Source organism: uncultured Thiodictyon sp. (assembly GCF_903946935.1).
Classification (GTDB): domain Bacteria; phylum Pseudomonadota; class Gammaproteobacteria; order Chromatiales; family Chromatiaceae; genus Thiodictyon.
Genome location: NZ_CAJAXH010000208.1, coordinates 1 through 25,399 on the forward strand (window position 1 = coordinate 1; position 25,399 = coordinate 25,399).

The 25,399-nt window shown below is 67.1% G+C and carries 23 protein-coding genes; 11 read left to right on the forward strand and 12 right to left on the reverse strand.

What is annotated here, in order from left to right; genetic code table 11:
• Window positions 1-349: 349 nt before the first annotated feature.
• The 6 genes from QZX93_RS17670 to QZX93_RS17695 all read right to left on the reverse strand — a co-directional run bounded on the left by QZX93_RS17670 (window position 350) and on the right by QZX93_RS17695 (window position 4,798).
• On the reverse strand, window positions 350-1,486 hold the full coding sequence (locus QZX93_RS17670) for a diguanylate cyclase (RefSeq protein WP_295383867.1): 1,137 nt from the start codon (window positions 1,484-1,486) through the stop codon (window positions 350-352).
• The gene (locus tag QZX93_RS17675; protein WP_295383868.1) at window positions 1,479-1,859 is read right to left on the reverse strand and encodes a DUF1987 domain-containing protein; all 381 of its coding nucleotides are present in this window, start codon (window positions 1,857-1,859) and stop codon (window positions 1,479-1,481) included. The genes QZX93_RS17670 and QZX93_RS17675 overlap by 8 nt, the downstream gene beginning before the upstream one ends.
• A 13-nt stretch (window positions 1,860-1,872) precedes the next feature.
• Window positions 1,873-2,421, reverse strand: coding sequence for a SiaB family protein kinase (locus QZX93_RS17680; protein ID WP_295383869.1), 549 nt, complete (start codon window positions 2,419-2,421; stop codon window positions 1,873-1,875).
• A 22-nt stretch (window positions 2,422-2,443) separates the two neighbouring features.
• On the reverse strand, window positions 2,444-3,676 hold the full coding sequence (locus QZX93_RS17685; RefSeq protein ID WP_295383870.1) for a SpoIIE family protein phosphatase: 1,233 nt from the start codon (window positions 3,674-3,676) through the stop codon (window positions 2,444-2,446).
• Between the two features lie 25 nt (window positions 3,677-3,701).
• Window positions 3,702-4,226, reverse strand: a complete 525-nt coding sequence (locus QZX93_RS17690) for a V4R domain-containing protein (RefSeq protein ID WP_295383871.1) — start codon at window positions 4,224-4,226, stop codon at window positions 3,702-3,704.
• Window positions 4,227-4,381: 155 nt separating this feature from the next.
• Window positions 4,382-4,798 (reverse strand): hypothetical protein, encoded by a 417-nt coding sequence (locus QZX93_RS17695; RefSeq protein ID WP_295383872.1) that lies wholly within the window; start codon window positions 4,796-4,798, stop codon window positions 4,382-4,384.
• Window positions 4,799-4,982: 184 nt separating this feature from the next.
• Here QZX93_RS17695 and QZX93_RS17700 point away from each other — a divergent pair, with 184 nt between their 5' ends.
• On the forward strand, window positions 4,983-6,191 hold the full coding sequence (locus QZX93_RS17700) for a TraB/GumN family protein (protein ID WP_295383873.1): 1,209 nt from the start codon (window positions 4,983-4,985) through the stop codon (window positions 6,189-6,191).
• A gap of 192 nt (window positions 6,192-6,383) precedes the next feature.
• Here the strand turns inward: QZX93_RS17700 and QZX93_RS17705 are convergent, their stop codons facing one another.
• Complete coding sequence (locus tag QZX93_RS17705) at window positions 6,384-6,959, reverse strand: YqiA/YcfP family alpha/beta fold hydrolase (protein WP_295383874.1); 576 nt, start codon at window positions 6,957-6,959, stop codon at window positions 6,384-6,386.
• A 26-nt stretch (window positions 6,960-6,985) separates the two neighbouring features.
• Here QZX93_RS17705 and QZX93_RS17710 point away from each other — a divergent pair, with 26 nt between their 5' ends.
• Complete coding sequence (locus QZX93_RS17710; protein ID WP_295383875.1) at window positions 6,986-7,981, forward strand: hypothetical protein; 996 nt, start codon at window positions 6,986-6,988, stop codon at window positions 7,979-7,981.
• 383 nt (window positions 7,982-8,364) lie between these two features.
• Here the strand turns inward: QZX93_RS17710 and QZX93_RS17715 are convergent, their stop codons facing one another.
• The 3 genes from QZX93_RS17715 to secA all read right to left on the reverse strand — a co-directional run bounded on the left by QZX93_RS17715 (window position 8,365) and on the right by secA (window position 13,595).
• On the reverse strand, window positions 8,365-9,312 hold the full coding sequence (locus QZX93_RS17715) for a Nudix family hydrolase (protein ID WP_295383876.1): 948 nt from the start codon (window positions 9,310-9,312) through the stop codon (window positions 8,365-8,367).
• Window positions 9,313-9,557: 245 nt separating this feature from the next.
• Window positions 9,558-10,769, reverse strand: a complete 1,212-nt coding sequence (argJ, locus tag QZX93_RS17720; RefSeq protein WP_295383877.1) for a bifunctional glutamate N-acetyltransferase/amino-acid acetyltransferase ArgJ — start codon at window positions 10,767-10,769, stop codon at window positions 9,558-9,560.
• Window positions 10,770-10,778: 9 nt separating this feature from the next.
• Window positions 10,779-13,595 carry a preprotein translocase subunit SecA gene (gene secA / locus QZX93_RS17725; RefSeq protein WP_295383889.1) on the reverse strand — a complete coding sequence of 939 codons (2,817 nt, stop codon included), beginning with the start codon at window positions 13,593-13,595 and terminating at the stop codon, window positions 10,779-10,781.
• A gap of 230 nt (window positions 13,596-13,825) precedes the next feature.
• Here secA and glcE point away from each other — a divergent pair, with 230 nt between their 5' ends.
• The 9 genes from glcE (at window position 13,826) to QZX93_RS17770 (ending at window position 23,565) form a co-directional block, all read left to right on the forward strand.
• Entirely contained in the window at window positions 13,826-14,953 is a 1,128-nt protein-coding gene (gene glcE / locus QZX93_RS17730) for a glycolate oxidase subunit GlcE (protein WP_295383878.1), read from the forward strand.
• Window positions 14,954-16,192: a glycolate oxidase subunit GlcF gene (gene glcF, locus QZX93_RS17735; RefSeq protein WP_295383879.1), complete on the forward strand. Its 1,239-nt coding sequence runs from the start codon at window positions 14,954-14,956 to the stop codon at window positions 16,190-16,192. It abuts the gene before it with no gap.
• 136 nt (window positions 16,193-16,328) lie between these two features.
• Window positions 16,329-16,952 carry a MotA/TolQ/ExbB proton channel family protein gene (locus tag QZX93_RS17740; protein WP_295383880.1) on the forward strand — a complete coding sequence of 208 codons (624 nt, stop codon included), beginning with the start codon at window positions 16,329-16,331 and terminating at the stop codon, window positions 16,950-16,952.
• A complete protein-coding gene (locus QZX93_RS17745) occupies window positions 16,952-17,407 on the forward strand; it encodes a biopolymer transporter ExbD (protein ID WP_295383881.1) in 456 nt (151 codons plus the stop codon). The genes QZX93_RS17740 and QZX93_RS17745 overlap by 1 nt, the downstream gene beginning before the upstream one ends.
• Entirely contained in the window at window positions 17,404-19,197 is a 1,794-nt protein-coding gene (msbA, locus tag QZX93_RS17750; protein WP_295383882.1) for a lipid A export permease/ATP-binding protein MsbA, read from the forward strand. The genes QZX93_RS17745 and msbA overlap by 4 nt, the downstream gene beginning before the upstream one ends.
• Window positions 19,198-19,358: 161 nt before the next feature.
• Entirely contained in the window at window positions 19,359-20,372 is a 1,014-nt protein-coding gene (gene lpxK / locus QZX93_RS17755; RefSeq protein WP_295383883.1) for a tetraacyldisaccharide 4'-kinase, read from the forward strand.
• A gap of 34 nt (window positions 20,373-20,406) precedes the next feature.
• Complete coding sequence (gene kdsB, locus QZX93_RS17760; RefSeq protein ID WP_295383884.1) at window positions 20,407-21,198, forward strand: 3-deoxy-manno-octulosonate cytidylyltransferase; 792 nt, start codon at window positions 20,407-20,409, stop codon at window positions 21,196-21,198.
• A gap of 72 nt (window positions 21,199-21,270) precedes the next feature.
• Entirely contained in the window at window positions 21,271-23,016 is a 1,746-nt protein-coding gene (ilvB, locus tag QZX93_RS17765; RefSeq protein WP_295383885.1) for a biosynthetic-type acetolactate synthase large subunit, read from the forward strand.
• Window positions 23,017-23,136: 120 nt separating this feature from the next.
• Window positions 23,137-23,565, forward strand: coding sequence for a hypothetical protein (locus tag QZX93_RS17770; RefSeq protein WP_295383886.1), 429 nt, complete (start codon window positions 23,137-23,139; stop codon window positions 23,563-23,565).
• Between the two features lie 384 nt (window positions 23,566-23,949).
• On the opposite strand, the gene QZX93_RS17775 is transcribed toward QZX93_RS17770, so the two are convergent.
• Window positions 23,950-24,825: an SUMF1/EgtB/PvdO family nonheme iron enzyme gene (locus QZX93_RS17775; protein ID WP_295383887.1), complete on the reverse strand. Its 876-nt coding sequence runs from the start codon at window positions 24,823-24,825 to the stop codon at window positions 23,950-23,952.
• A 56-nt stretch (window positions 24,826-24,881) separates the two neighbouring features.
• Window positions 24,882-25,232 carry a hypothetical protein gene (locus tag QZX93_RS17780; RefSeq protein WP_295383888.1) on the reverse strand — a complete coding sequence of 117 codons (351 nt, stop codon included), beginning with the start codon at window positions 25,230-25,232 and terminating at the stop codon, window positions 24,882-24,884.
• Between the last annotated feature and the right edge of the window lie 167 nt (window positions 25,233-25,399).

Genomic DNA, 25,399 nt, shown 5'->3' on the forward strand with positions numbered 1-25,399 from the left:
ACCTCACGAAGGTTCACGCACGGGGCCTCGGACAGTAAGGGGACCGACGTGCTTTATACCCGGGCCACCTGGCGTTGTCCAGTGTTGCGGACAACCGCCGGTTGCAACAGAGAGTCCTGGCTAGAACGGTTCCGCCCTGGCCACGGGTGGCTGGCCAACGCCTGGCATCTGGGCTAAAGTCGATTGGGGCAGGACCTTCGGACATCGTTCTCTACCCTGGGTTAGTTTGCACTTCCAAGGGTATGAAAGTTCGGAGGTCCTACCAACCGCCCCGACACCTATGACTGAGCCCGGCACTGGGTCTTGGGCGGATTTTTGATCAAGGCCCGCGCCTCAGTTGCTTTTTCGATCAGCCAACCACCCGATTGCGCCCGCCATGCTTGGCCGCGTACATCGCCTGATCGGCGCGCCGCAGCAGGTCGTCGACGGTGTCGTCCGGGGTGAAGGAGGCGACGCCGATGCTGGCGGTGACTGCAATCGGGCGCTCGCCGACGATGACCCACTGTTCGGCGATCGTCGCCCGGAGTTTCTCTGCGATCAGCAGCGCGTCCGCGAACGTACAGTCAGGCAACACCACCACGAATTCCTCGCCGCCCCAGCGCCCGGACTGATCGCCGCGGCGCCGGTCGCGTTGGATGGCGGCGGCGACCGTCACCAGGACCGCGTCGCCGGCCTCATGGCCATAGGTGTCGTTGACCTCCTTGAAGTGGTCGATATCGAGCGACAACAACGCCAGCGGGCGGTGTTCGCCGCGGGCGCGTCGCACCTGCGCCTCCAGCCAGTGACTCATGGCCTGACGACTGGTGAGTCCGGTGAGTATATCCGTGCTCGCCAGGTGCTCCAGGCGCAGGTTGCTGTCTTGGAGCTGGTTCTGAAAGCGGTCGCTGATCAGGACCAACTTGTTCAGTCGGCGCAGGAGTTTTTCATAGCGCTCGGCCAGGTCGGCCAGGGGGGCGGCCAAGGGCGCGTCGGCATTCGCCGGATCGGCCAGGGTGGCCCGCACCCGGTTGAGTACGCTGTCGGCGACCGGCGCCGCTACCGGTCGCGGTCCCGGCTCCCGGGCGGCCGGGAGCGCTGGCCGGACCCGCTCGCCATAACGCTCCTCCAGACAGTGGGTGCAGACCCCGCGGGCGAGCCCCAGGTCCGCATGCTGCTTAAGGAACTCCTCGACCCGCGCCTGGTAGTGAGCGTCTACCCGCACCTGCCCGCAATATCGGCACACCGGTACCCCCAGGTCGCGCAACTGGTGAAATTGCTCATTGACCCGTTCCAGCCGCTCGATCAGGTCACGACTCGTCGCCTGATAGCCGTCTGCAATCGTCACCACCTTATTCAGCCGGGCGGCGAGCCGGCCGTGACGCTCCAGCAGCAGGCGATATTCCGCCGGCCAATCCACCGGCGTTCCGGCGCTCAATGCGTCCTCCAGCGCCTTGGCGCGGGCCGTCACCGCCGCCTCGGCGGGGCCGACACCGTCAGACTCATCCACGGGCGGCGACCGTCTCGAACGGGAAGGTCACTTCCTCTTTGAACTCCTCCGCCAGGTCCAGTGCGCGCCCGTTATCCGGGTCATAAGACCAGTGCAGCAAGATCGGTTGGCCGCCGCGATAGGCATCCTCGAAGCGGTCGAATAGGTCGAGCATGCACTTGGTGCTGCTGCTGTTCATATAGGGCATATCCACCGCAATGGTGATGGTCTCATGGCGCTCGCGCAGATAGTCGTCGACCCACGCCAGGATCGGCTCGAAGAACTGAAATGAGTTCTCGGGGTAGGACTCGCCCTTGAGGGTCAGGGTGCGGGCTGCCGGATCGAAGAGGATGCGCGGGGTCGTGCGGGTCGGCGGCAGGTCGAGTGGATGCATGGTTCGTCTCCTTTCAGATCCGCACGAGGATGCTGAAAAATTCCCAATCGGCCGCCAGCGGGGTACGCGCGACCGTCAGCGGCGCCCCGGCCCGCCGGGCGATCTCGAGTAGACCCAGGCCGGCGCCAAGGCTGTTGGCGTGGCGCGGTGCCCGCAGTTGTTCTTTGAAGCGTCGGCGCAGGCCGTCTTTATCCATCGCGTTCAATTCATCGATCCGCGTCGCAAGTCCGCTCCCATCCTCGTGAGTCACCACATTGCCGGCCGCCACCGCGAAGCGCTCGCCGTCCCACAGGATGGTGATGATGGCGCAGTCCGGGTTGTGTGGCTGCCCCGGGGTGAAGCCCTTGGTGGTCACATAGTTGCGGACGTTCTGGGCCAACTCCACATAGACCGCAAAGACATCGAGCAAGTCTGAACGCTCGGTCGCTCGTTGCTCCAGATGCTGGCGCACGGCCACCCCAAACTCCTCGATCAGGCCATGCGAGAAGGGGCCGTTGAAGCAGGTCAATACATCATGCATGGCGAAATGGTTGCGCAGCTCAAAGAGATCGATGGTTGGCATGGGCCACTCCCGATGCTGGGTGCTAGGCGGTGAATGGACCGCCGGCCGCTCGGCTGCCGGCGGCAGCCACCCGCCAACCCAGGACCGTCACGTCATCCCGGCGACTGTGGGTGCCGGCATGGGCGAGCAATTGGTCCTGGAGTGCCGTGCATTGCTGTGCAAAGGGCTCGCGCCAATGCGCCTCGAGCACCTGCTGGAGCCCCTGGTGCCCAAACGGCAGGCCGCGCGGGCCGCCCGGTTGGTCCAGCAGCCCGTCGCTGCACAGGTAGAAGGCCAAGCCCGGACGTAACTCCAGGGTATGATTGGTAAAGACAAGGTCGGCCTTGGATCGCTTATAACCCAGGCTGGCGCGATCCCCGCGCAGTTGCGCCAGTTGTCCATCTTCAACGGTATAGAGCGGCAAATGGGCGCCGGCAAAGACGAGTCGATGCTGCTGCGGCTGAATGAGACAGATGGCCGCGTCCAGACCATCGTCGGAGGGGGTGGCGGCGGTATCCTGGCGCAGTGTCGTGCGGATCGACTCATTCAGCCGCGCGAGCAGGTGTGCGGGCGAGTAGCAATGCTCGTCCTGGATCAACTGACGTAGCCCGGTCACCGCCAACATCGACATCAGCGCGCCCGGCACTCCATGCCCGGTACAGTCCAAGAGCGCCACCAACGCGCCCGCCGGGCACTCCTCCATGCAATAGATGTCACCGCCCACAATGTCGCGGGGCAGCCATAGGCAGAAGTGATCTTCCAGATAGGCATTCAGGACCCCGGGCGCGGGCAACAGCGCGGATTGGATACGCTGGGCATAACGGATGCTGTCGGTGACGTTGCGCAGCAATTGCTCGGAGCGCTCTTTCTCGTGCTGCAAGTCGGCAAAGGCCTGCTCCAATTGCCGAGTCATCTCATTGAATGCAGTCGAGAAGTCGCCCATGAAATCGACCCGCTGGGTGAGGTCGCCATTGGCGATCTGCTGGGTCTTCCAGGTCAGGTGGCGCAGGTTGGCCTGGAGGCTCTTGAATGATTGGAGCACCCGCATCTTACCCGCCGGGGGCGGCTGATCCAGCTCGCCCCGCGCCATCGAGTACATGAAGTCCGCGAACTCATCGTATTCGCGAATGAAACGGTTGAAATAGCCGATCAACTGACTGAATTCGTCTTCCGGGTAATCGGCCGGCAATTGCAGCGGCGGCGGTTTCTCGCCCCGCAGGATTTGATAAACCGTCCCGGTCAACCGATCCAGATAATGCGCGGCAACGGTAACCATCGCTACGGGCGGCGTCGGTGGCGGCTCAAACGGCATGCGCCTCGAAACGGCAGACCCGGTCGCCGGAGGCCCAGCAATCGACCTCGCGGACCCGGAACTCGCGGCCGGTGTGGGAGGTCAGCAGGCCGTGGATGAACCCCTCGTCATAGGTACAGACCTGTTCGCCGCAGACCGGCAGGCCGGAGCAATCCAGGTCCTCGGCGACGGTCAGCGTAAAGTTCAGTCGCTCCAGGTCCGCCAGCTCGACGCGCAGGATGCCGATATTGAGTCTCTGGAGCGATTCCTGAAGGTCGCCGACGAACTCCGGGAAGCTGCCCTTTTTCGTCAGCACATGGGCATAGAATTGTTCACCCGCCTTGCGGCCCGCATCATAGAAGACCTGGTCGGCGTCTGCCACGCCCATCCGCTGGATGAGTACGTCGCGCAGGGTGAATTGCATCAGGCGATAGACCGAGACATTCATCGAATCGCCCAGGTTGGGCCGACCCTCGGCGAGGTTGCCCAGCATGGACCAGTCGAATTGCGATTCAGTCCGCTCTTCTTTGAACATGAGTGTTCTCCCCAAGGTTGAAAAAGGCGACCCGGCCCGGAGTCTGGGTCTGGCGTGTTGGCGCGGCCGCCGCAATGCACGCGCCGTCCATGCTACGCCCCGCCGCGGGGCCGCTTCAAGGCGCGGGCGGGTTAGCGGCCGCCGCGAAGCCCCTGTTACTCGAACTTGGGCAACCCGGAGACCAGCCACCAGTTTTTGATCTTGGGGTCGTAACGCCAGACCTGGCGGTCGACGATTTGCTTCACGACCTGTCGGTCTTCATGGAAATAATCGTAGGCGACAATCTGGGTGACCTCTCCGGTGCCGCTGAGTATCGGCGGCTGCACGATTTCGTAGCCGGTGAGTCGCACATCCTGGTAACCCGCGGGCAGACCCTTATCCCGGCGCAGCTTCGGGTCCACGTAGCCCCACGCGGTTTCAAAATAGCCCCACCGCAGCGCGGACAAGTAGGCGGAGGTGGCGGCCTCCAGGCTCAAGTCGCGTGTCTCCTTTTGGACGGTGCCGCAGCCCCCCAGCAGGAGGCCGCAGAGCAGGAGCGCAACCAAGGGTCGGCCGCGGGATTGGGGGGTCATCTTGGCTCCTGACGGTTGCATAACAAAGACCTGAGGCGACTGCAGCGGACGGTAAGACGGCTCGTCTGAGCAGCCGCTGGGAGCGATTCTAAGGCATCGCCCCGCCGCCTCCAACGTCGCTTGAAAGCCCTGGGTTATGATGCACGGCCACGCCCTGCACCCGACCGCTCAGGACCTTGCGCCCATGCCCGAATTGTCCCTTGCCGCGCCCGCCCAACCCCAGTGCGAGCTGACGCTCGGTGCGACCCGCGTCACCCTGCTGGGCACGGCCCATGTGTCCCATGCCAGCGTCGACGAGGTGCGCCGTTTGCTCACCGAGGGTGACTACGACGCGGTGGCGGTGGAACTCTGCCACAGCCGTTTCGCGGCGCTCAAAGACCCCCAGTCGCTGGCCCAGATGGACCTCTTCTCGGTCATCCGCCGGGGGCGCGCCTATATGATGGTGGCCAACCTGGCGCTGTCGGCCTACCAACAGCGCCTGGCCGATCGGTTCGGCATCGAACCCGGGGCCGAGCAGCGCCTGGCCGTACAGTTGGCCCAGGCGCAGGGGCTGCCGGTGCTCCTGATCGATCGGGAGATCGGCGTGACGTTGCGCCGCATCGCCGCGCGCCTGGGGTGGTGGCGACGCTACCAGCTCTTCGCCGGGCTCCTGGCAGCGCTCTTGTCCGCCGATGAGGTCGCCGCCGACGAGGTGGAGCGCCTTAAGGACGGCGACGTGCTGGAAACCGCCTTCGCCGAGTTCGCGGCAGACCGGACGGACCTCTTCGTCCCGCTGATCGATGAGCGCGACCGTTACATGACCGCCAAGCTGCGCCTGGAGTCTGACCGGGTGGGCGCGCGGCACCTGCTGGCGGTGGTGGGGGCCGGCCACCTCAAGGGCCTGGCACGCGAGCTGGCCGCGAACCCGGATGACCCGCGTACGACGCTGGCCGAGCTTGAGCAGGTGCCGCCGCCGAGCCGCTGGCCGGCGGCCCTGCCCTGGCTGATCCTGGTGCTGGTGGTCGGCGGGCTCGCCTGGGGTTTCGTGCAAAGCCCGCAATTGGGTTGGGACCTGGTGCTCTCCTGGGTCCTGATCACCGGCGGGCTCTGCGCGCTCGGCACCCTGATCGCCAGCGGCCACCCGTTGACCGTGGCGGCGGGCTTTCTCGCCGCACCGCTCACCACGCTCCACCCGGCCATCGGTGCTGGAATGGTCACCGGGGCGGTCGAGCTGTGGTTGCGCAAACCGAGCGTGGGCGACTTCGGCCGGCTGCGTCGCGACGTGGCGACCCTGGGCGGCTGGTGGCGCAACCGGGTGGCGCGGGTCTTTCTGGTCTTTCTGTTGAGCAGCCTGGGGGCGGCGATGGGGACCTGGGTGGGCGGGGCGCGCATCGCCGGGCGGCTGCTCGGGTGAGCCAGCGCCGACGCTCGCGCGGATTGCTCAAGCGTCTCACGCCAAGGCGCCAAGCTCGCCAAGCTCGCCAAGGTTTTTCAGTCTGTTGTCAGCGTTGGGCCACTCGCCTGGCGGGCGATTTTGGATAGTGGGTCTACCCTCTGGTCTTTCTTGGCGAGCTTGGCGCCTTGGCGTGAGATCTTCTGGCCGGCATCACGCTGGGTGAGGCCCACTCAAGTGTGGACGGATGCAATCGATGGCCTCCTCCATGTGCTGGAAGCCATGGTCGCCGCCGTCCCAGATCAACAGCCGGCCGCAGTCGCGGTAGAGTGACTCCGCGATGCGGTAGTCGATCACCTCGTCGCCCCGGTCCAGGAAGAGGGTCGTCGGCACCCCATCGCAGGGGTCGGCGATACCATAGGCGCGGGTGGCCTCGCCCAGTTCGGCTGTAACCTGATAGGTCTCGCCCAGCGCCGTGGTCATGATCTCACCCAGACGAGACGGAAACAGGTCCCAGGGGGTCAATGCCGGGTTGATCAGGAAGAGGTGCGAGAAGGCGAAGCGGCGCGCCAGCCATTGGCCGTAGAAACCGCCCATGGAGCTGCCGATGACGGCCGGGCACGCCGACCCCAGGTCGGCGAAGAAGGCCGTCAGCCGCTCCACCGCCGCCCGCGGTTGGTGGGCCGGATAATCCGGGGCCAACACCGGGTAGGGTGACAGGCGCGCGCGCAGGGTGTCGGCCTTGGCCGCGCGACCGGAACTGTTGAGTCCGTGCAGATAGACAAGCATGTGATTGGTCCTTGAGGTCTAACGCCATGGCGAAGCGACAGCGTTCTGCGGATACCCGGGTGCCAGAGCGTCTGGCCGAACTGCGTTCGGCCGTGGCGGACGGCGTGTCGAGCATCGAGATTTTGCGCCCGGCCCTGGCCGATCCGCACTACCGCCTGGTGGCCGCGGCGGCCGGGTATGCGGGCGACGGGCTCCACTACGGCCTGGAACCGGACCTGATCGCCGCCTTCCGTCGACTGGCGGACCTGCCCCACACCCAGGACCCCCAATGCACCGCCAAGGGCGCCATCGCCCGCGCACTGGTGGCACTGGACTCACCGGACGTCGCGTTCTTTCTGGCCGGCATCCGCCTGCGCCAACTCGAACCCGCCTGGGGCGGCAGTCAGGATACCGCGATTGACTGCCGCGTGACCTGCGCGGTGGGCCTGGCCGCGACCGCCTACCCGCGCGCCCTGCCCGAACTGACCCGGCTGCTGGCGGACCCGGAACCGCGGGTGCGCGCTGGGGCGATGGAGGCCATCGCCTGTTGCGAGCCGATCGCCGCGGAGTCCGTCTTGCGCACCAAGGCCCAGGCCGGCGATGCGGAGCCGGAGGTCGCCGGGGCCTGTCTGCTCGCACTGCTGCGGCTGGACGCGGCGCCGTGCGCGGCCTTCGTCGGGGAGTTTCTGGACCGGGACGACGCGACGCTGCGCGAACTGGCGGCCCTGGCCCTGGGCGAGTCCCGACTCCCGGAGGCACTCGCGCAGTTGCGGCAGCGCTGGGACGCTGCGCCCTACAAGGGGCGGACGCAGCAGGTCCTGCTCAAAGGGGCCGTGCTGCATCGCAGCGAGGCGGCCTTCGACTGGCTGCTCGCATTGGTGGCCGATGGGGAGCGCCGCATTGCCGAGTTGGTGCTGCGGGAGCTCGCGATGTATCGCGGCAACGACCGCCTGCGCGGGCGTTTGGCGGATGCGCTGGCGCGGCGAGGGGATGAGGACCTGACTGCACTATTCCAGCGGGTGTGGCCGGGTCAGGGCAAATAGCAAGCGTGTCGGACGTCCTGGTCGTCCACATTGCGCCCGGCCGGAACCAATCCGGGCGCTTCCGGCCTAAACCATGACCGTGCCTGCGCACGGTCACAGCCAATTTCCCATCAAGATAAACGGCGCCCAAAAATACGGGGGGGCATAGGGCCGCGCGGGGTCCGGGGCGTCGGCGAGCCCGGGGGCGCTGTTCAGCGGCGCGTTACGGGGCGTAGCCGGGAAGGCGTCCAGCGGCGAGCAGGTCCCACAACTCGCAGGCCAACCAACACGCACCCCACTGACGCGGCCAGCGCACGGAACAGCAGCGAAGAACGCACCGCGTTGATTGCGGGCGCCATGGCCGTTAGCCGGAATAGCGATCGAGGCCGCGGACGGCGTAGAAGTCAGTCGGGCCACAATCCCCGAATGGCGGCAATCCCTTGGGCGCCGTGCCCAATGGCGTCGGCGAGGTCCACGACGGTCAGGCCGCCCAGGGCATAGACCGGCAGCGGCACGGGGTCGATGAGCGCGGCGAAGTCCGGCCAGCCCAGGGCGCGGGCCTGCGGGTGGGTCGCGGTGGCCTTGACCGGTGACAGGAGCGCATAGTCGAGCCCCAGATCGGCGGCACGGGCGAGCTCCGCGGCAGTGTGGCAGGAGGCGCCGACCAGCTCGTCGGGCGACCCGGGGCGGCGCGCCAGGACGGCCAGTCGGTGGGCGGTGAGGTGCAGTCCCTGGCGCGGACAATCGGCAACGGCGGCCGGGTCACGGTTGAGCAGCAGGCGGGCGCCGACGGCCGCACAGAGCGGGTAGGCACGCCCGGCAAGAGCGCGATAGGCGCCGTCGTCGAGTTCATGGGCGCGCAGTTGGATCAGGCGGATACCGCTCTCCAGCGCCCGCCGCAGGCCCGCCAGCAGGACGACCGGGTCGCTTTGGTCCGCACCGGTGATCAACAACAGTTGGGGAAGGCGCAGGGCCATGATGATGGGCCGGTCGGCCGCCGGGAACCGGGCCGGGTCCATGGCGTTGGGGGCGAGCCAGTCGAGCGGCTGGCCCTCCCGCCCATGGGGGGTGCCGACATAGGCGCCAACCCGGCGCACATCCAGCAGGATATGGCGGTCGCCATAGTCGTGATGGACGCGGATGAGCGGGCGGCTGGCGGAGACCTGGATGCCGAGCTCCTCATCGAGCTCCCGAACCAGGCCCTGTTCCGGGAGTTCCCCGGGCTCCAGCTTGCCGCCGGGGAACTCCCAGAGGCCGCCCTGGTGGGCGGAGTCGGGGCGGCGCGTGACCAGCACCCGGCCCTGGTCGTCCTGGAGGACCCCAGCCATGACGTGGATCTGCTTCCTGGGCATGGGTATGGCCTCGTCCTAAAAAGAAATTTGTCCGCAAATGAACGCGAATAAACGCAAATGAAGAGCTGCTTGGGGGCTCGGCGCTCACTCGACAGCCAGATTACTTATGACGCTGGCGTCCCTGATCTGGATTGCCGCACCCCGACTGGAATGCTGTCGGTCAATCACTCAGGCGACTATACACACCAGACCCATGCCGCATTCCATTTGCGTTCATTTGGGTTCATTTGCGGACCATCGTCTTCTTAGGACCGGTACTCCGCATTGATCCGCACATAGTCGTATGACAGGTCGCAGGTGAGGATCTCGGCGCTCGACTCGCCGCGGCCAAGCGCGACCCGGATGAGGATCTCGGGCGCGCGCATCACGGCCGCCCCGGCACCCTCGGTGTAGGTGGCGGCGCGCCCACCGCCATCGACAATCAGCACCTCGCCGAGCCAGACCCGCACCCGGGCGATCGCCAGGTCCTCCAGCCCGGCGCGACCGACGGCGGCGAGGATGCGGCCCCAATTGGGATCGGACGCAAAGAGCGCGGTCTTCACCAGCGGGGAGTGGGCGATCGTGTAGCCGACCTGGCGCGCCTCGGCATGGCTCGCGGCGCCCTCGATGCGCACGGTGACGAGCTTGGTGGCACCCTCGGCGTCGCGCACGATGGCGGTGGCCAGTTCCACGCAGACCGCATCCAGCGCGGACTGGAAGGCGGCATAGTCCGGGCCCGCGGCGGCGATGGGCGCGTTGCCCAAGGCACCGGTGGCGGCCAGGACACAGGCGTCGTTGGTGGAGGTGTCGCCATCCACGGTGATGGCGTTGAATGAGCGCTCCACCGCGGCATGCAGGCAGGCCTCGAGCACGCCGGGCTCGATCGCCGCATCGGTGGCCAGGAAGCCGAGCATGGTGGCCATGTTCGGGCAGATCATACCGGCACCCTTGGCCATCCCGGTGAGGGTCGCGGTGCGCCCCCCCACCTCGAACTGGCGCGAGACCAACTTGGGCACCCGATCCGTGGTCATGATGGCGCGGGCGGCCTCCGGCCAGTGGGTCGCCGCCAGCCCGCCCAGGAGTGCAGGCAGGGCGGCGGCGATACGCTCCACCGGCAGGTGCTCGCCGATGACCCCGGTGGAGAAGGGCATGACGCGCTCAAGCGGGTCGCCGGTCAACTCGGACAGTGCCTGGCAACTCGCGGTGGCGTCCAGCAGCCCGCGGGCGCCGGTGCCGGCATTGGCGTTGCCGGCATTGATCAGCCACCAGTGCGGCGCCCCCGCGGCCAGGTGGGTGCGGGCCAGGGTGACCGGGGCGGCACAGAAGGCATTACGGGTGAAGACCGCGGCACAGGTGCTGCCGGCGGCCAGTTCAAAGAGCACCAGGTCGTTGCGATCCTGATAGCGGATACCGGCCGCACCGGCGGCCAGACGTACGCCCGGGACCGGGTGGAAGTGCAGCTCAGGTTGCTCGGTCATACGCTCACCTCAGGCGACCCGGCCATGACATTGCTTGTACTTCTTGCCGGAACCGCAGGGACAGGGCTCGTTGCGACCGACCTTCTCCTCACCGCGCACAAAGGGTTGGTGGGCCTCCTCCCCGAGCGCGACCCCGTCCGGGGGCGCCGCCTCCTCGGCTGCACCGAACCCCCGGAACTCCTCGTGCTGGAACTGGAAGTCGCTCGCGGCCAGCCGCTGCGGCAGCAATTCGGGCACCGGCTCGGCCGCCTGGACCTGGAGCTTGCAGAGCGTCGTGACCACGTCCTGTTTGATGTCGTCGAGCATCGCCGAGAACATCTCGAAGGCCTCGCGCTTGTATTCCTGCTTGGGGTTCTTCTGCGCATAACCGCGCAGATGGATGCCCTGGCGCAGATAGTCCATGGCCGCCAGGTGGTCCTTCCAGTGGGTATCCAGGGCCTGGAGCATCACCGCCTTCTCGATCTGACGCAGGGTCGCGGCGCCCGCCTGGGCGACCTTGTCCGCATAGTTCGCGCCCAGGGTGTCGGCAATGCGCACCCGCAGGGTCTCCTCGTGCAGGTCGTGGTCGGTGTCCAACCAGTGACGGATCGGCCAGTCCCCGCCGAAGGCGTCCGCCAGCGCGGTCTCCAGACCGGGCAGGTCCCACTGCTCCTCCAGGCTCTGCGGCGGGATGCAGGAGTCGAGTGTGGCCTCCAGGATATCGGCGCGCATGGCCTTGATGGTGTCGGAGACGTCGTTGGTGTCCATCAACTCGCGGCGCTGGCGGTAGATCACCTTGCGCTGGTCGTTGGCGACGTCGTCATACTCCAGGAGCTGTTTACGGATATCGAAGTTGCGCCCCTCGACCTTGCGCTGGGCGTTCTCGATCGCCTTGGTCACCCAGGGGTGCTCGATCGCCTCGCCCGCCTGCATGCCGAGCCGCTGCATCATCGACGCCACCCGCTCGGAGGCGAAGATGCGCATCAGATTGTCTTCCAGCGACAGATAGAACCGGCTGGAACCCGGATCGCCCTGACGCCCGGAGCGGCCGCGCAACTGGTTGTCGATACGCCGGGACTCGTGGCGCTCGGTACCGACCACATGCAGCCCGCCGGCGGCGATCACGGCCGCGTGACAGGCCTTCCAGGCGGCCCGGATGGCCTCATGGTCGGCCCCCGGGCCGGCCTGCTCCAGCTCGGCATCCAGGTTGCCGCCGAGCACGATGTCGGTACCGCGACCGGCCATATTGGTGGCGATGGTCACGGCACCCGGGCGACCCGCCTGGGCGACGATACCGGCCTCGCGCTCGTGCTGCTTGGCGTTCAGCACCTCGTGCGGGACCTTGGCCTCGATCAGGAGCTTGGAGACCAACTCAGAGGTCTCGATGGACGCGGTGCCGACCAGCACCGGCTGACCGCGCGTGACACAGTCGCGAATGTCCTCGACCACCGCCTTGTATTTCTCCACCTGGGTCAGATAGACCAGGTCGCCGTTATCCTTGCGGATCATCGGCTGGTTGGTCGGGATGACCACCACCTCCAACCCATAGATCTGCTGGAACTCAAAGGCCTCGGTGTCGGCGGTGCCGGTCATGCCCGCCAGCTTGGGGTAGAGCCGGAACAGGTTCTGGAAGGTGATGGAGGCCATCGTCTGGTTTTCGGGCTGGATCGGCACCCGCTCCTTGGCCTCCACCGCCTGGTGCAGGCCCTCGGACCAGCGCCGACCCGGCATGGTCCGGCCGGTGAACTCGTCGACGATGATGATCTGGCCCTCGCGCACGATATAGTCGACGTTCTTCTGGAACAGTGCGTGGGCGCGCAGCGCGGCATAGACATGGTGCATCAGCGCGATGTTGGCGGGGTCGTAGAGACCGTCGCCCTCGGCCAGCACGCCGATCTCCACCAGCATCTCTTCCACGTGCTGGTGGCCGTCCTCGCTCAGGAACACCTGGCGCGCCTTCTCGTCCACCGAGTAATCGCCGGGGCCGAAATCGGGCTTGCCCTCCTCGTTGGTCATCGGGTCCTGACGGGTCAGGCGCGGGATGATGGCGTCGATCTGCAGATACAGGTCGGTGCTGCCCTCGGACGGGCCGGAGATGATGAGCGGCGTGCGCGCCTCGTCGATCAGGATCGAATCCACCTCGTCCACGATGGCGTAGGCGGGGTCGCGCTGACTGCGTTGCTCGGGCACGAAGGCCATGTTGTCGCGCAGGTAGTCGAAGCCGAACTCGTTGTTGGTGCCGTAGGTGATGTCCGCGGCATAGGTCTCGCGGCGACTTACCGGGCGCAGGTGGCGGTAACCCTCAGCGCCGCCCGGCTCATAGTCCGGGTCGTACAGATAGGAGGCGGAGTCCGGCCCCATCAACCCGGATGAGTTGATGACCCCGACCGTAAGTCCCAGCGCGTGATAGATGCGACTCATCCAGGTCGCGTCACGCCGGGCCAGATAGTCGTTGACCGTGATGACGTGTACGCCCTTGGCGGGCAGGGCGTTGAGATAGGCGGCGAGCGTGGCGACCAGGGTCTTGCCCTCGCCGGTACGCATCTCCGCGATCTTGCCGTTGTGCAGGACCATGCCGCCGACCATCTGGACGTCGAAATGACGCATCCCAAGCACCCGCTGCCCCACCTCGCGAACGACCGCGAAGGCCTCGGGCAGCAGCGCGTCCAGGTCATCCCCGGCGGCGAGCCGCGCGCGAAACTCCTGGGTCTTGGCCGTGAGCGCCGCATCTGAGAGGGCCTGGAGTCCGGGCTCCAAGTCATTGATCCGGGAAACGGACTTGAGTAGCTTCCTGACCAACCGCTCATTGCGGCTGCCGAAGATCTTCTTGAGCAGATTGCTGACCATCGATAGGAGGAAGAGCCGTGTGGGGATAAACGACGGGATCTTACCGGAATCGCGCCCGATCCGCAGGTCCGCCGCACGACCTGGGGGCCGGGCCGACCTGCCAGGCACCCTCCCCCGCCCCGTCGGCGCCCCGTTCAGTCCGCTTGCCGGTCGCCATCTCCGGACCCATCTGGCCCGGATGGGGTACATTCACTAACCGATACCGACACCGCAAACCATCGGAGACCATCTTGGACGAGCAGACCCGCAACACGGCGGCGCACCAGGACCTCACGACCGAACTGACCGAGCACGTGCGGGCCGCGGCCGCCGCGGGCCGGCCACTCAAGCTGCGCGGCGCCGGCACCAAGTCACTGCTCGGCCGGCCGGTCGCGGACTCGGCCGAGCCGCTCGACCTGGCCGGTCATGCCGGGATCGTCAACTATCAGCCCAAGGAGCTGGTGATCACCGCCCGCTGCGGCACCACCCTGGACGCCATCGACGCGGCGCTGGCCGAGCAGGGCCAACAGATCCCGTTCGAGCCGCCGCGCCTGGGTGCCAGGGGCGGGCCGGCCGCAACCCTGGGCGGCACCATCGCCTGCGGCCTGTCCGGTCCCGCCCGGCCCTACGCGGATGCGGCCCGCGACCTGGTGCTCGGCGCCCGGGTGCTGACCGGCCGGGCGGAGGTGCTGCGCTTCGGCGGCGAGGTGATGAAGAACGTGGCCGGCTACGACTGCTCGCGCCTCATGGTCGGGGCCTTCGGCACCCTCGGGGTGCTGCTCGATATCAGCCTCAAGGTCATGCCGCTCCCGCGCTGCTCCCGCACCCTGGTGCAGGCGTGCGATCAGGCGACGGCACTGGAGCGGATGAACCGCTGGGCGGCCCGGCCCTTGCCGATCACCGCCACCTGCTGGGCGGACGCGGGCGACGGCGGGCGGCTGTGGGTCCGGCTGGCCGGGGCCGAGCAGGGCGTGCTGGCGGCGCAGTCGGCGATCGGCGGCGAGCCGCTGCCGGATGACCAGGCCGCCACCTTCTGGACCGAGTCGATCCGTGAACAGCAACACGGGTTTTTCGGCGGCGACCTACCCCTGTGGCGGATTGCACTGCCCCAGGCCACGGCGCCGCTGGACCTGCCGGGTCCGCAACTGCTGGAGTGGGGCGGCGCCCAGCGCTGGCTGCGCAGCACCGCCGAGCCCGCGGCCATCCGCGCCGTCGTCAGCCGCTGCGGGGGGCATGCCACCCTGTTTCGCGGCGGGGAGCGCACGGGCGCGGTCTTCCACCCCTTGGCGCCGCCCGTGCTGGCCTTACATCGCCAACTCAAGCACGCCTTCGACCCCCAGGGCCTCCTGAACCCCGGGCGACTGTATCCGGAGTTCTAGTTGCAGACCCACACCCTTGCGCAATTCCTGGCCACCCCCGCCGGCCGCGAGGCGGACGCCATCCTGCGCGCGTGTGTCCACTGCGGATTCTGCACCGCCACCTGTTCCACCTATCAGTTGCTGGGCGACGAACTGGACGGGCCGCGCGGGCGTATCTATCAGATCAAGCAGGTGCTGGAGGGCCAGACCCCGACCCGCATCACCCAGGGACACCTGGATCGCTGTCTCACCTGCCGCGCCTGCGAGACCACCTGTCCCTCCGGGGTGCGCTATGCCCGACTGGTGGACATCGGCCGGCACCTGGTGGCGCAGCAGGTCGCCCGCCCTTGGTCGGAGCGCCTGCTGCGCTCGGCCCTGGTGCGGGTAGCGGCCGATCCGCGGCGGTTCGGCGCACTGCTCAGGCTAGGCCGCTGGGTTCGGCCGCTGCTGCCGGCGGCGCTGGCCGCCAAGGTCCCGCGGTGGCGACCCGCCGGGGCCTGGCCGGCACCCCGGGGCCGGCGGCGCGTGCTGGTCCTGGCCGGCTGTGTCCAGTCGGTCGCCACCCCGCTCACCAATGCCGCTGCGGCCCGCATCCTCGATGCGCTCGGTATCGATCTGATCCGCCGTCCGCAGGCCGGGTGCTGCGGGGCGCTCGCCTATCACCTGGAGGCCCAGCCGGAGGGCTTGGACGCCATGCGCCGCAACATCGACGCCTGGTGGCCGGAGATCGAGGCCGGCGCCGAGGCGATCCTGATCACCGCCAGCGCCTGCGCCAGCATGGTCAAGGATTATGGCGAGTTGCTAGGCGACGACTCGGTCTATGCCGCGCGGGCCGCGCGGGTGGCGGCCCTCGCCCGGGACCCCGCCGAGTGGTTGACAACTCTCGACTTGACGGCCTTGGGCCAGCCCGGCCACGGCCGCCGGGTGGCCTTCCACGCCCCCTGCAGCCTCCAGCACGGCCAGCAGATTCGGGGCGTGGTGGAGTCGATCCTCAGCCGGCTCGGCTTTGTGCTGACCGCAGTGCCGGATGCCCATCTGTGCTGCGGCTCCGCCGGCACCTATTCACTGACCCAACCCGAGATTGCCGGACAGTTGCGGACCAACAAGCTCGCGGCGCTCCAGTCCGACGCCCCGGAGCTGATCGCCACCGCCAACATCGGCTGCCAACTCCACCTGGAGGGCGGCAGCCGGGTGCCGGTGGTCCACTGGCTCGAGCTGCTGGACCCGGGCACGGGGTTGGCGGTTGACTGCCGCCGTTAGCTGGAACTCGCAGCGGGTCAGGGGCGCCGTTTGGGGTATCATCCCGGCCCTGAGATTTCTCTAAACCCCGGGTGGGCGGTCGCACCACCGTGCCGGGGCCCACTGACTGCGAGGATCGTCCCCTGAGGAGTTCACTGTGCTTGAGTTGATGCAAGCGGGCGGCTGGCTCATGTGGCCGATCGCCGTCTGTTCAGTCATCGCCACGGCCCTGGCGATCGAACGCGCCCTGACCCTGAGGCGCACGCGCATCATGCCGGCGAACCTGGTGGCCCGGATCTGGCAGTTGCATCAGGCGGGTAAGCTCAACGCCGAGGCAATCGAGGAGATCCGCGCCGGCTCGCCCCTGGGCCGGATGCTGGCGGCCGGACTGGTGAACCGCAATCACTCCCGCGAGGTGATGAAGGAGGCGCTCGGCGACGCCGGCCGCCATGTGGTGGCCGACCTGGAGCGCTATCTCAATGCATTGGCCACCATCGCCTCGGTGACCCCGCTGCTCGGGTTGCTCGGCACCGTGTTTGGGATGATCAATATCTTCAGCGTTATCATGACGGCCGGCACCGGCAATGCCGCGCTTTTGGCGGGCGGTATCTCGCAGGCCCTGCTGACTACCGCGGCCGGGCTCTCGGTGGCGATCCCGACGCTGCTCTGTCACCGCTTTTTCGACAGCAAGGTCGGCACCCTCACCATCGACATGGAGCAACAGGCCCTGCGGTTGGTCGAGGTGATGAAGGGCGAACGCGAAGAGGGAGACGAAGGTTAATGAATCTGCGCCCCCGCCGCGCCCAGCCATCGGATATCAATTTGACGCCACTCCTGGACGTGGTGTTCCTGTTGCTGATCTTTTTCATGGTCTCGACCACCTTCAAGGAGAAAGACGCCTCGCGTCTGCGCATCCAACTGCCCCAGGCCGAGGGACAAACGGCGCCGGCCCAGGAGCCGGAGTTCCTGCGGATCGCCATCGACCAGGCGGGTGCCTTCTATGTGGATGACCGGGCGGTGGTCGATCGGCAGACGCAGACCCTGGTGCGCGCCATCAATGGTGCGCTGGGTGAGCGCAAGGACCTGCCGGTGCTGATCCAGGCGGATGCCATGACCCCCCATCAGGCGGTCATGACGGCGCTCGACGCGGCGGCGCAGGTCGGTCTGCTGAAGATCTCGTTCAGCGCCTCGCGGGGCAGCGCCGCCCCGGTGCCGGCGCAGGGGGGCGGCCGATGACGAACAGCGAGGAAGCCCAGCACCAGGCCGCTGGCCGCCAGGTCTACCGGCGCCTGCTCGGCTATGCCCAACCGCATTGGCGGATGTTCGTGGTCTCGGTGATCGGCATGCTGATCTATGCCGCCACCGAGCCGGTGTTCGCGGCGATGATGAAGCCACTGATCGATGGCACCTTCATCGACAAGGACCCCTCGGTGGTGCGGATCATGCCGCTGGTCCTGGTCGGCATCTTTCTGGTCCGCGGGATCGCCGCATTCATCAACGACTATTTCCTTAGCTGGGTCGGCCGGCGCGTGGTCGCGGACCTGCGTCAGGCCATGTTCGTCCACCTGCTGCACGTGCCGACCCGCTATTACGACACCCACGGCTCCGGCCATATCCTGGCCAAGCTGACCTATAACGTGGAGAACGTGGCGGGTGCCGCCACCTCGGCCGTCACCGCCATCGTGCGCGACGGCGCGACGGTCATTGGCCTGATGGGCTATATGCTCTATATCAATGCCAGCCTGTCGGCGATCTTTCTGATCATCGGCCCGGTGATGGCGGTGGCAATCAAATATGCCACCAAGCGCTTCCGCCGCTATAGCCGGCGCATCCAGGACCGCATCGGCGAGCTCACCCATGTCGCCCAGGAGGCCATCGACGGCCATCGCGTCGTCAAGGCCTTCGGCGGCCAGGCGCAGGAGGCCAGACACTTCAGTTTCGTCAATGAGAAGACGCGCTCACTACAGATGAAAATGATCGCCACCGAGGCGGCGAGCGCCCCCCTGGTGCAGTTGCTGTCGGTGTTCGCCATCGCCTTCGTGGTCTATCTCTCAACCCTCCAGGGGCTGCGTTCAGACATCACGGTCGGCACCTTCATGTCCTTCCTCGCGGCCATGGCCCTGCTGCTCGCACCGATCAAGCGGCTCACCGGGGTCAATTCACACTTGCAGCGCGGCATCGTGGCGGCGCAGAGCCTGTTCGAACTGCTGGACTCCGAACCCGAGGCCGATACCGGGACCCGCATCCTGGGGCGCGCCCAGGGTCGCATCGAGTACCGCGGCGTCTCGCATCGCTATTCGACCGACAAGGCGCAGGCGATCATTGACCTGGACCTGGTCATCGCGCCGGGCGAGAAGGTCGCACTGGTGGGTCGCTCCGGCAGCGGCAAGACCACCATCGCGAGCCTGTTGCCGCGCTTCTATGACCCCACCGCCGGTGAGATCCTCATCGATGGCATCCCCATCCGCGACCTGACCCTGGTCGACCTGCGCAGTCAGATTGCACTGGTGAGCCAGGACGTCGTGCTCTTCAACGACAGCATTGCCGATAACATCGCGTATGGCCGCCCCCAGACACCCTCACATGCCGAGTTGGTGGCGGTGGCGAAGGCGGCCCACGCGCTGGAGTTCATCGAGGCCCTGCCCCAGGGTTTCGACACCCCCATCGGAGACCGCGGCGTGCTGCTCTCCGGCGGTCAGCGCCAGCGGCTGGCCATTGCGCGTGCCATGCTCAAGGACGCCCCCATCCTGATCCTGGATGAGGCAACCTCGGCCCTGGACACCGAGTCCGAGCGCCATATTCAAGCGGCGTTGCAACAGTTGATGGAGCGGCGCACCACGCTGGTCATTGCGCATCGCCTGTCGACCATAGAGAACGCCGACCGCATCTTGGTGCTGATGGAGGGGCGCATCGTCGAGCAGGGCCGCCATGCGGAATTACTCGCACTGGGCGGCTACTATACCCGGCTGCATCGGCTCCAGTTTCATGATGGCCCGGAGGCGACGCCCGGCAATTCGGTGGCGTGACCGCAAAGAATATGCGGCGTGGCGATCGGCTGGAAATATTGCTTGTCACGCCAAGGCGCCAAGCCCGCCAAGGTTTTTCGGGTGTTATTTTGAACTGCGCTAACCATCCGAATTATTTGCGTTCATTCGCGTTCATTTGCGGACAATAGTCTTTCAGGCTCATGGACCCAACGCCTCTCTGGTATCGTCGGCACCATCCCGTAGCGCTGGTGTTGGCGCCGCTCGGCTGGCTGTATTGCGCGGTGGCACGGGTACGCCGCTATGGGTATCGGCACGGGTGGTTCGCGGTGCGGCGCCTGCCGGTACCGGTGGTGGTGGTCGGCAACCTGACCGTCGGCGGCACCGGCAAGACCCCGCTGACGCTCAAGCTCGCCGAGTTGGCGATTGAGCGGGGCTGGCGCCCGGCCATCCTGATGCGCGGTTATGGCGCCCGGTCGCCCGCGTGGCCACGGGTGGTCGCGGCTGGGGACGACCCCGCCCTGGTGGGTGACGAGCCGCTGCTGATCGCCCGCCGCGGCCTCTGCCCGGTGGTGGTCGGGCCGGATCGGGTGGCGGACGGCGCGTTGGCGATCGAGCGACTCGGCTGCGATCTGCTGCTATGCGACGACGGGCTCCAGCACTACCGCCTGGGGCGCGACCTGGAGATTGCCGTGGTCGATGGCGAACGGGGCCTGGGCAACGGGCGCTGTCTGCCCGCCGGGCCGCTGCGCGAGCCGCGCGGGCGGCTCAAGAGCGTCGACCTGGCGATCCGCAATGGCGGCGACGCGGCCGGACATCGGTTTGCGCTGACCCCCGGCGCGGCGTATCGACTGAGCGACCCGGGCGCCCACCGTCCCTTGAGCACTTGGCGCGGACAGCGGGTAACCGCGGTGGCCGGCATCGGCAACCCGGGGCGCTTCTTCGCGATGCTCCGTGGGTGCGGCATCCTGGTGGATGAGCGACCCTATCCGGACCACCACCCATTTGCCGCGTCGGAGGCGGCCGACTGGCCGGCCGGTCCCGTGCTGATGACCGAGAAGGATGCCGTCAAGTGTGCCGCCTTCGCGGGCGTCGACCACTGGGTGTGCCCGGTGCAGGCACACCCCGACCCGGCCTTCGTCACGGCCGTCTTTGCGCGCCTCGGCTCGGCACCGGGCGCGACGCCGCCGACCGATCAACCTAGAGCCAACAATTGATCACGGTTCTCAATTCTTAGGAGCCATCCGGTCCTTGAACACCCAACCCAGTCCTTCCGCTACCGCGCCGGTCGACTTCAAGGTCGTGATACCGGCGCGCTATGGCTCCACCCGACTCCCCGGCAAGCCGTTGCTGCCGATCGCCGGCAAACCCATGATCCAGCATGTGGTGGAGCGTGCCCTGGAGAGCGGCGCCACGGAGGTGGTGGTAGCCACCGACGATGCGCGCATCGTCGCGGCCTGTGCCGACTTCGGCGCCCAGGCGCAGCTCACCGCGGCCAACCATCACAGCGGCTCGGACCGCATCGCCGAGGTGATCGCACAACGCGGCTGGGCGGCGGACACCGTCGTCGTCAACCTCCAGGGGGACGAGCCCTGCATGCCGCCCGCGCTGATCGACCAGGTGGTCCGCAACCTGGTGGGACACGAGGCCCAGATGGCCACCCTCGCCTTCCCGATCGCCGATGCGCAGACCCTGTTCGATCCCCATGTGGTCAAGGTGGTCCTCGATCGCGCCGGCAACGCACTGTATTTTTCACGCGCGCCCCTGCCCTGGCACCGCGACGAGTTCATGGGCAAGCGCACCCACTTGCCGACCTCGGTGACCTTTCTGCGCCATATCGGGCTCTACGCCTACCGGGCGGGGTTCCTGCAACGCTATGTCACCTGGGCGCCCTCGCCTCTTGAACTGGCGGAGTCGCTGGAGCAGTTGCGGGTGCTGTGGCACGGCGAGCGCATCCAGGTGGGGGTGGCGGCGCAGGAACCGGGGGCGGGAGTCGACACCGCGCACGATTTGCAGCGGGTGGCGGCGCTACTCGGTGCTTGATAGCTGACGGCGGACGCCGGTTTCTGGGATCATGGGGGGATGTCTCCCAAGTCCCGAGCCGATAGTACCGCCATGACCGCCCCAGACCCCCTCAGCCTGCCCACCGGCGCCGCCATCCTCTTCGACGTGCTCACCGATCTCGGCGTCGAAGTCATCTTCGGCCACACCGGCGGGGCCGTGATCCCGCTCCACGTGGAGTTGAACAAACGCCTGCGGCGACGCGTCCCCTGCCCGCACTTCGTCATGTGCCGCCAGGAACCGGGGGCCGGCCACGCGGCGGAGGGCTATGCCCGGGTCAGCGGGCGGGTGGGGGTGGCACTCGCCACCTCGGGGCCGGGGGCGACCAACCTGGTCACGCCCATCGCGGACGCCTACAAGGACTCGATCCCCACCCTCTTCATCACCGGCCAGGTGCCGAGTGGGGCGATCGGCACCGACGCCTTCCAGGAGGTGGACACGGTGGGCCTCACCCGCCACATCTCCAAGCACAACTATCTGGTGAAGGATGTGCGCGACCTGGAGTGGGTGCTGCGCGAGGCCTATGCCCTGGCCGGCAGCGGCCGGCCCGGCCCGGTGGTGGTGGACATTTGCAAGGACGTGCAGCTCGCCCCCCTGACCCGCAGCAACCCGCCGCGCCGTCGCCACCGCGAGCCCGAGCACTTCGACCTCACCAAGGCCGACGCCATCCTCGCCGCCCTGGCGGCCGCGCGGCGCCCGGTGATCAAGGCCGGTGGGGGCATCATCGCCGCCGGTGCCGCGAGCGCCCTGTGCCGCTTCGCCGAGCGTTTCGACACACCGGTGACGACCACCTTCAACGGCCTGGGCGCGGTGCCCTTCGAGGACCCGCACAACCTGGGGATGCCCGGCATGCACGGCACCATCCCGGCCAACTATGCCCTGCGCGATGCCGACTTTGTCCTGACCCTGGGCGGTCGCTTCGACGACCGGGTGGCGGTGCGCGGCTTCGCCGCCGGCAAGCGGATCGCCCAGGTCGATATCGACCCCTCGGAGATCGACAAGACGGTGGCCACCGACCTGCACTTGGTCGCCCCGGCGGACGCCTTCCTGGAGCATGCACTGGCGGGTAGCCTCAGCGCCCAACACCCGGAGTGGATGGCGCAGGTGCAGGAATGGCGCACGCAACTGCCCAAGCCCTATGAGCTCGGGCCGCTGATCAAGCCCCAGGCGGTGATCGAGACCCTCTCCGAACTCACCGGGGGCGATGCCACCCTGGTCACCGGGGTCGGCCAGCACCAGATGTGGGCGGCCCAGTATTACCGCTTCCAGCGCCCGCGCCAGTGGGTGAGCTCGGGCGGACTGGGGACCATGGGCTTCGGGCTGCCGGCGGCCATGGGCGCCTGGTTTGCCGACCCGAGCCGGCCGGTGGTGCTGATCGACGGCGACGGCAGCTTCCAGATGAACATCCAGGAACTGGGCACCATCGTTGCGCACCGCATGCCGCTCAAGATGTTTGTGCTCAATAACAACTTCCTGGGGATGGTCCGTCAGTGGGAGGACATGATGGACGACGGGATGCACTATGAGACCTGCCTGTCGCGTACCTCCGAATGCGATCCGGACTGCACCGACCTGACCGAGGACTGCCGCCGTCAGATCCCCAATCTCACCGGGCTCAAATATGTCTATCCGCGCCTGAAGACGCTGCGCATACGCAAGCCGGACGAGTTGCGCGCCGGTATCGCCTGGGCCCTGGCCGAAACCAGCCCAGTACTGGTGGACTGCTGGGTCGACAAGACCGAGAACGTGCTGCCGATGGTGCGGCCGGGGCATCGGCTTGACCAAATGATCGAGTCCTGAGTAATCGCCCACTGGGCGATTACTCAAGTGGTTTAACGCCCATTCTCGTAACACCGCTGCGCGGTGTTACGCATGAGTCAGGCGCTCTGCGCCGGAGGCAAGAGGCGGTGGGGGCATGCGATGGACAAGTTCATTCACATCAGGTCGACCAAGTTTCCGATTCTTCCCGGGGAGCGGGAGGAGTTGGTGAATGAAGGCATGTATGGCAAGGCGCTGGCGCAGTATCTGCAAGGCAAGCTGCGGGAGCGGGGTTACGCTGCACCGTTCATCTGTTGCGAAGACTGGGGTTGGTGGGTTGAATTAAAGGCGGCCCCAGTCGCCTTTGGGGTCTGCATCTATTGCGGGCCGGAGCGCGACGGACTGCTTGATCTGTTCTGCACCGATGGTGCGACCGCCCGCAAGAAGTGGAGTTGGCGGCAGTTTCGATGGGTCGACATGAGTTCCTATGTCGACAAATTAAACGACGACTTGGTTGCCATCTTCCGCGCGGACCCGGATATCCAGGTGATCAGTACTGCCCTGGATTCCCCCTTTGCAGAAGATCAGTAGGGTGTAACCGTGATAGCTCTCAACCCAGTAACACAATAAGCGCCAAACGCTCGTCGCAACGGAGGTCCAGACCGCACCCGGATTCCGCTGCACTCTATCCGGGCTACGCCGAGCACGCGCCGAATACTTTTACAATCTCAGTGGGGTGCGGCGATCCCAGCCGGTCGGCCTGACGGCCGACCGACCCGTCTAGGGGGCCGGAGCGATGATCAAGGCCCTCCTGGCGGTGCGTTCGTCGCGGCTTGGGCACAGCGCGCCGTCGCGTTGGCGCGCGGGATGAAGCGCCACTCTAAGGTAATTTCCATAGGTCCTCAAGCAACCGGGCTCCCGAGTCAACGCGTTGCCCCGCGTGCCCAAGCTGAGATTGGACACGCGGGGCGGGGGTCAATGGGTCAAGGCTGGCGGGGCGCGGCCAGGACGCAACGGAAGCTGGAGACTTTTGCCTGCCCCCCAGCCGGTGCCCCCCCACCGCAGCCAGGTATGCAGGAAGTCGATCCCGACGGAAAAGAAACCACCACGAAGCACGCCGGGTTCTACCGCAGCCCGCTCGGCCTCCTCGTTACAAGACCACTGACCAACACTTCCCGTTAAGTCATCGAGACCCAACTGCGCTTGGCGGGACCGGGGAAAAATGCCGACGGCGGAAGTAACCTCGAGTCCGACCTCTCTGCTATTGCAGATGCCGTCCTCCCACTTATCGCCCCAAGGATATTGGTAGCCTTCCGGACTCCGGGCGGCGGCCTCCCATTCGCGCTCGCGAGGCAGGCGGCCACCAGCCCAACGACAGCAGGCTTCGGCCTCCCAGAAAGAGACGCCCACCACCGGCTGGTTGGGGCCGTTCCAGCGACGCTCTTGCCAGTAGCCCGGCTCGGTGACGCCCGCCTGTTGCCGCCAGGCCCAACCCTCGTCGGACCACCAGTCGGGGTTCGCGTAGCCGCCGTCCTCTATGAAGGCCAGGTACTGGCCGTTGGTCGTCGGGTAGCGGGCGATCCGGAAGGCCGTCTCGATCCGGATCGGCTCGTTCTTGTCGCCATAGACGTAGTCCCCGGCCGGGACTTCCACGTAAGCGCCCGGATCACGGAGGCTCCGGATGCGCGGATCCCCGAGCCGCCCCAGGCACAGCCCCAGGGCCTGGCGCGCGGGGATGGCGACCGCATCCGCGATGGCCTCGAGACAGGTGCGACGCAAGGCCCCGATCAGGTCCTGCGGAACCGCATAGCCCTTGGCCAGGCACAGCTCCAGGCATTCGGCGACCAGCACGGCGGGCGCCGGGTTGGCCGTTACCCCGGCACGCTCCAGGTCGGCGCCGAGCCGGGTCAGCAGGTCCAGTCCCCACTGGGCGTTGCGGTAGTTGAAGAGGCCAGACCCTCGCCGGTGTGCATCCCATAGGCGATGGCCTCCAGCCTGGCCTTGAGCGGCTCGCGGCTCCGGGCGTCGCCCAGGTAGCGGTTGTAGAGCACGTTGTCGAGGATGCGCTGATAGAGGTGGTAGCGGTCTTCGGGCAGGCGCCGGCCGTTGCCGTAGATGACACAGAGCGCCGTGAGCAGGAGCGGGTTTTCGGCCAGCGGGGCCAGGTCCTCGCGCCCCGCGATACTCGCGAGCAGGCCGGCGGTCAGGTCCGCCTTGTCCAGGGCGTGAAACCAGCGGGTGACGAACAACGTCTGCAAGGGCTCGGGCAGCCAGCAATTCCAAATTTGGGCTCTTTGGGATCTCAGTAGGTCGGCATATTTATAAATTACATGATGTTATGACGACATGTAGGGCGTCATAGAGTCGCATAACGAGCCGCATCGACAAGCCCCTGACAGGGCTTGGAGCGATTACTGCTCTGCCG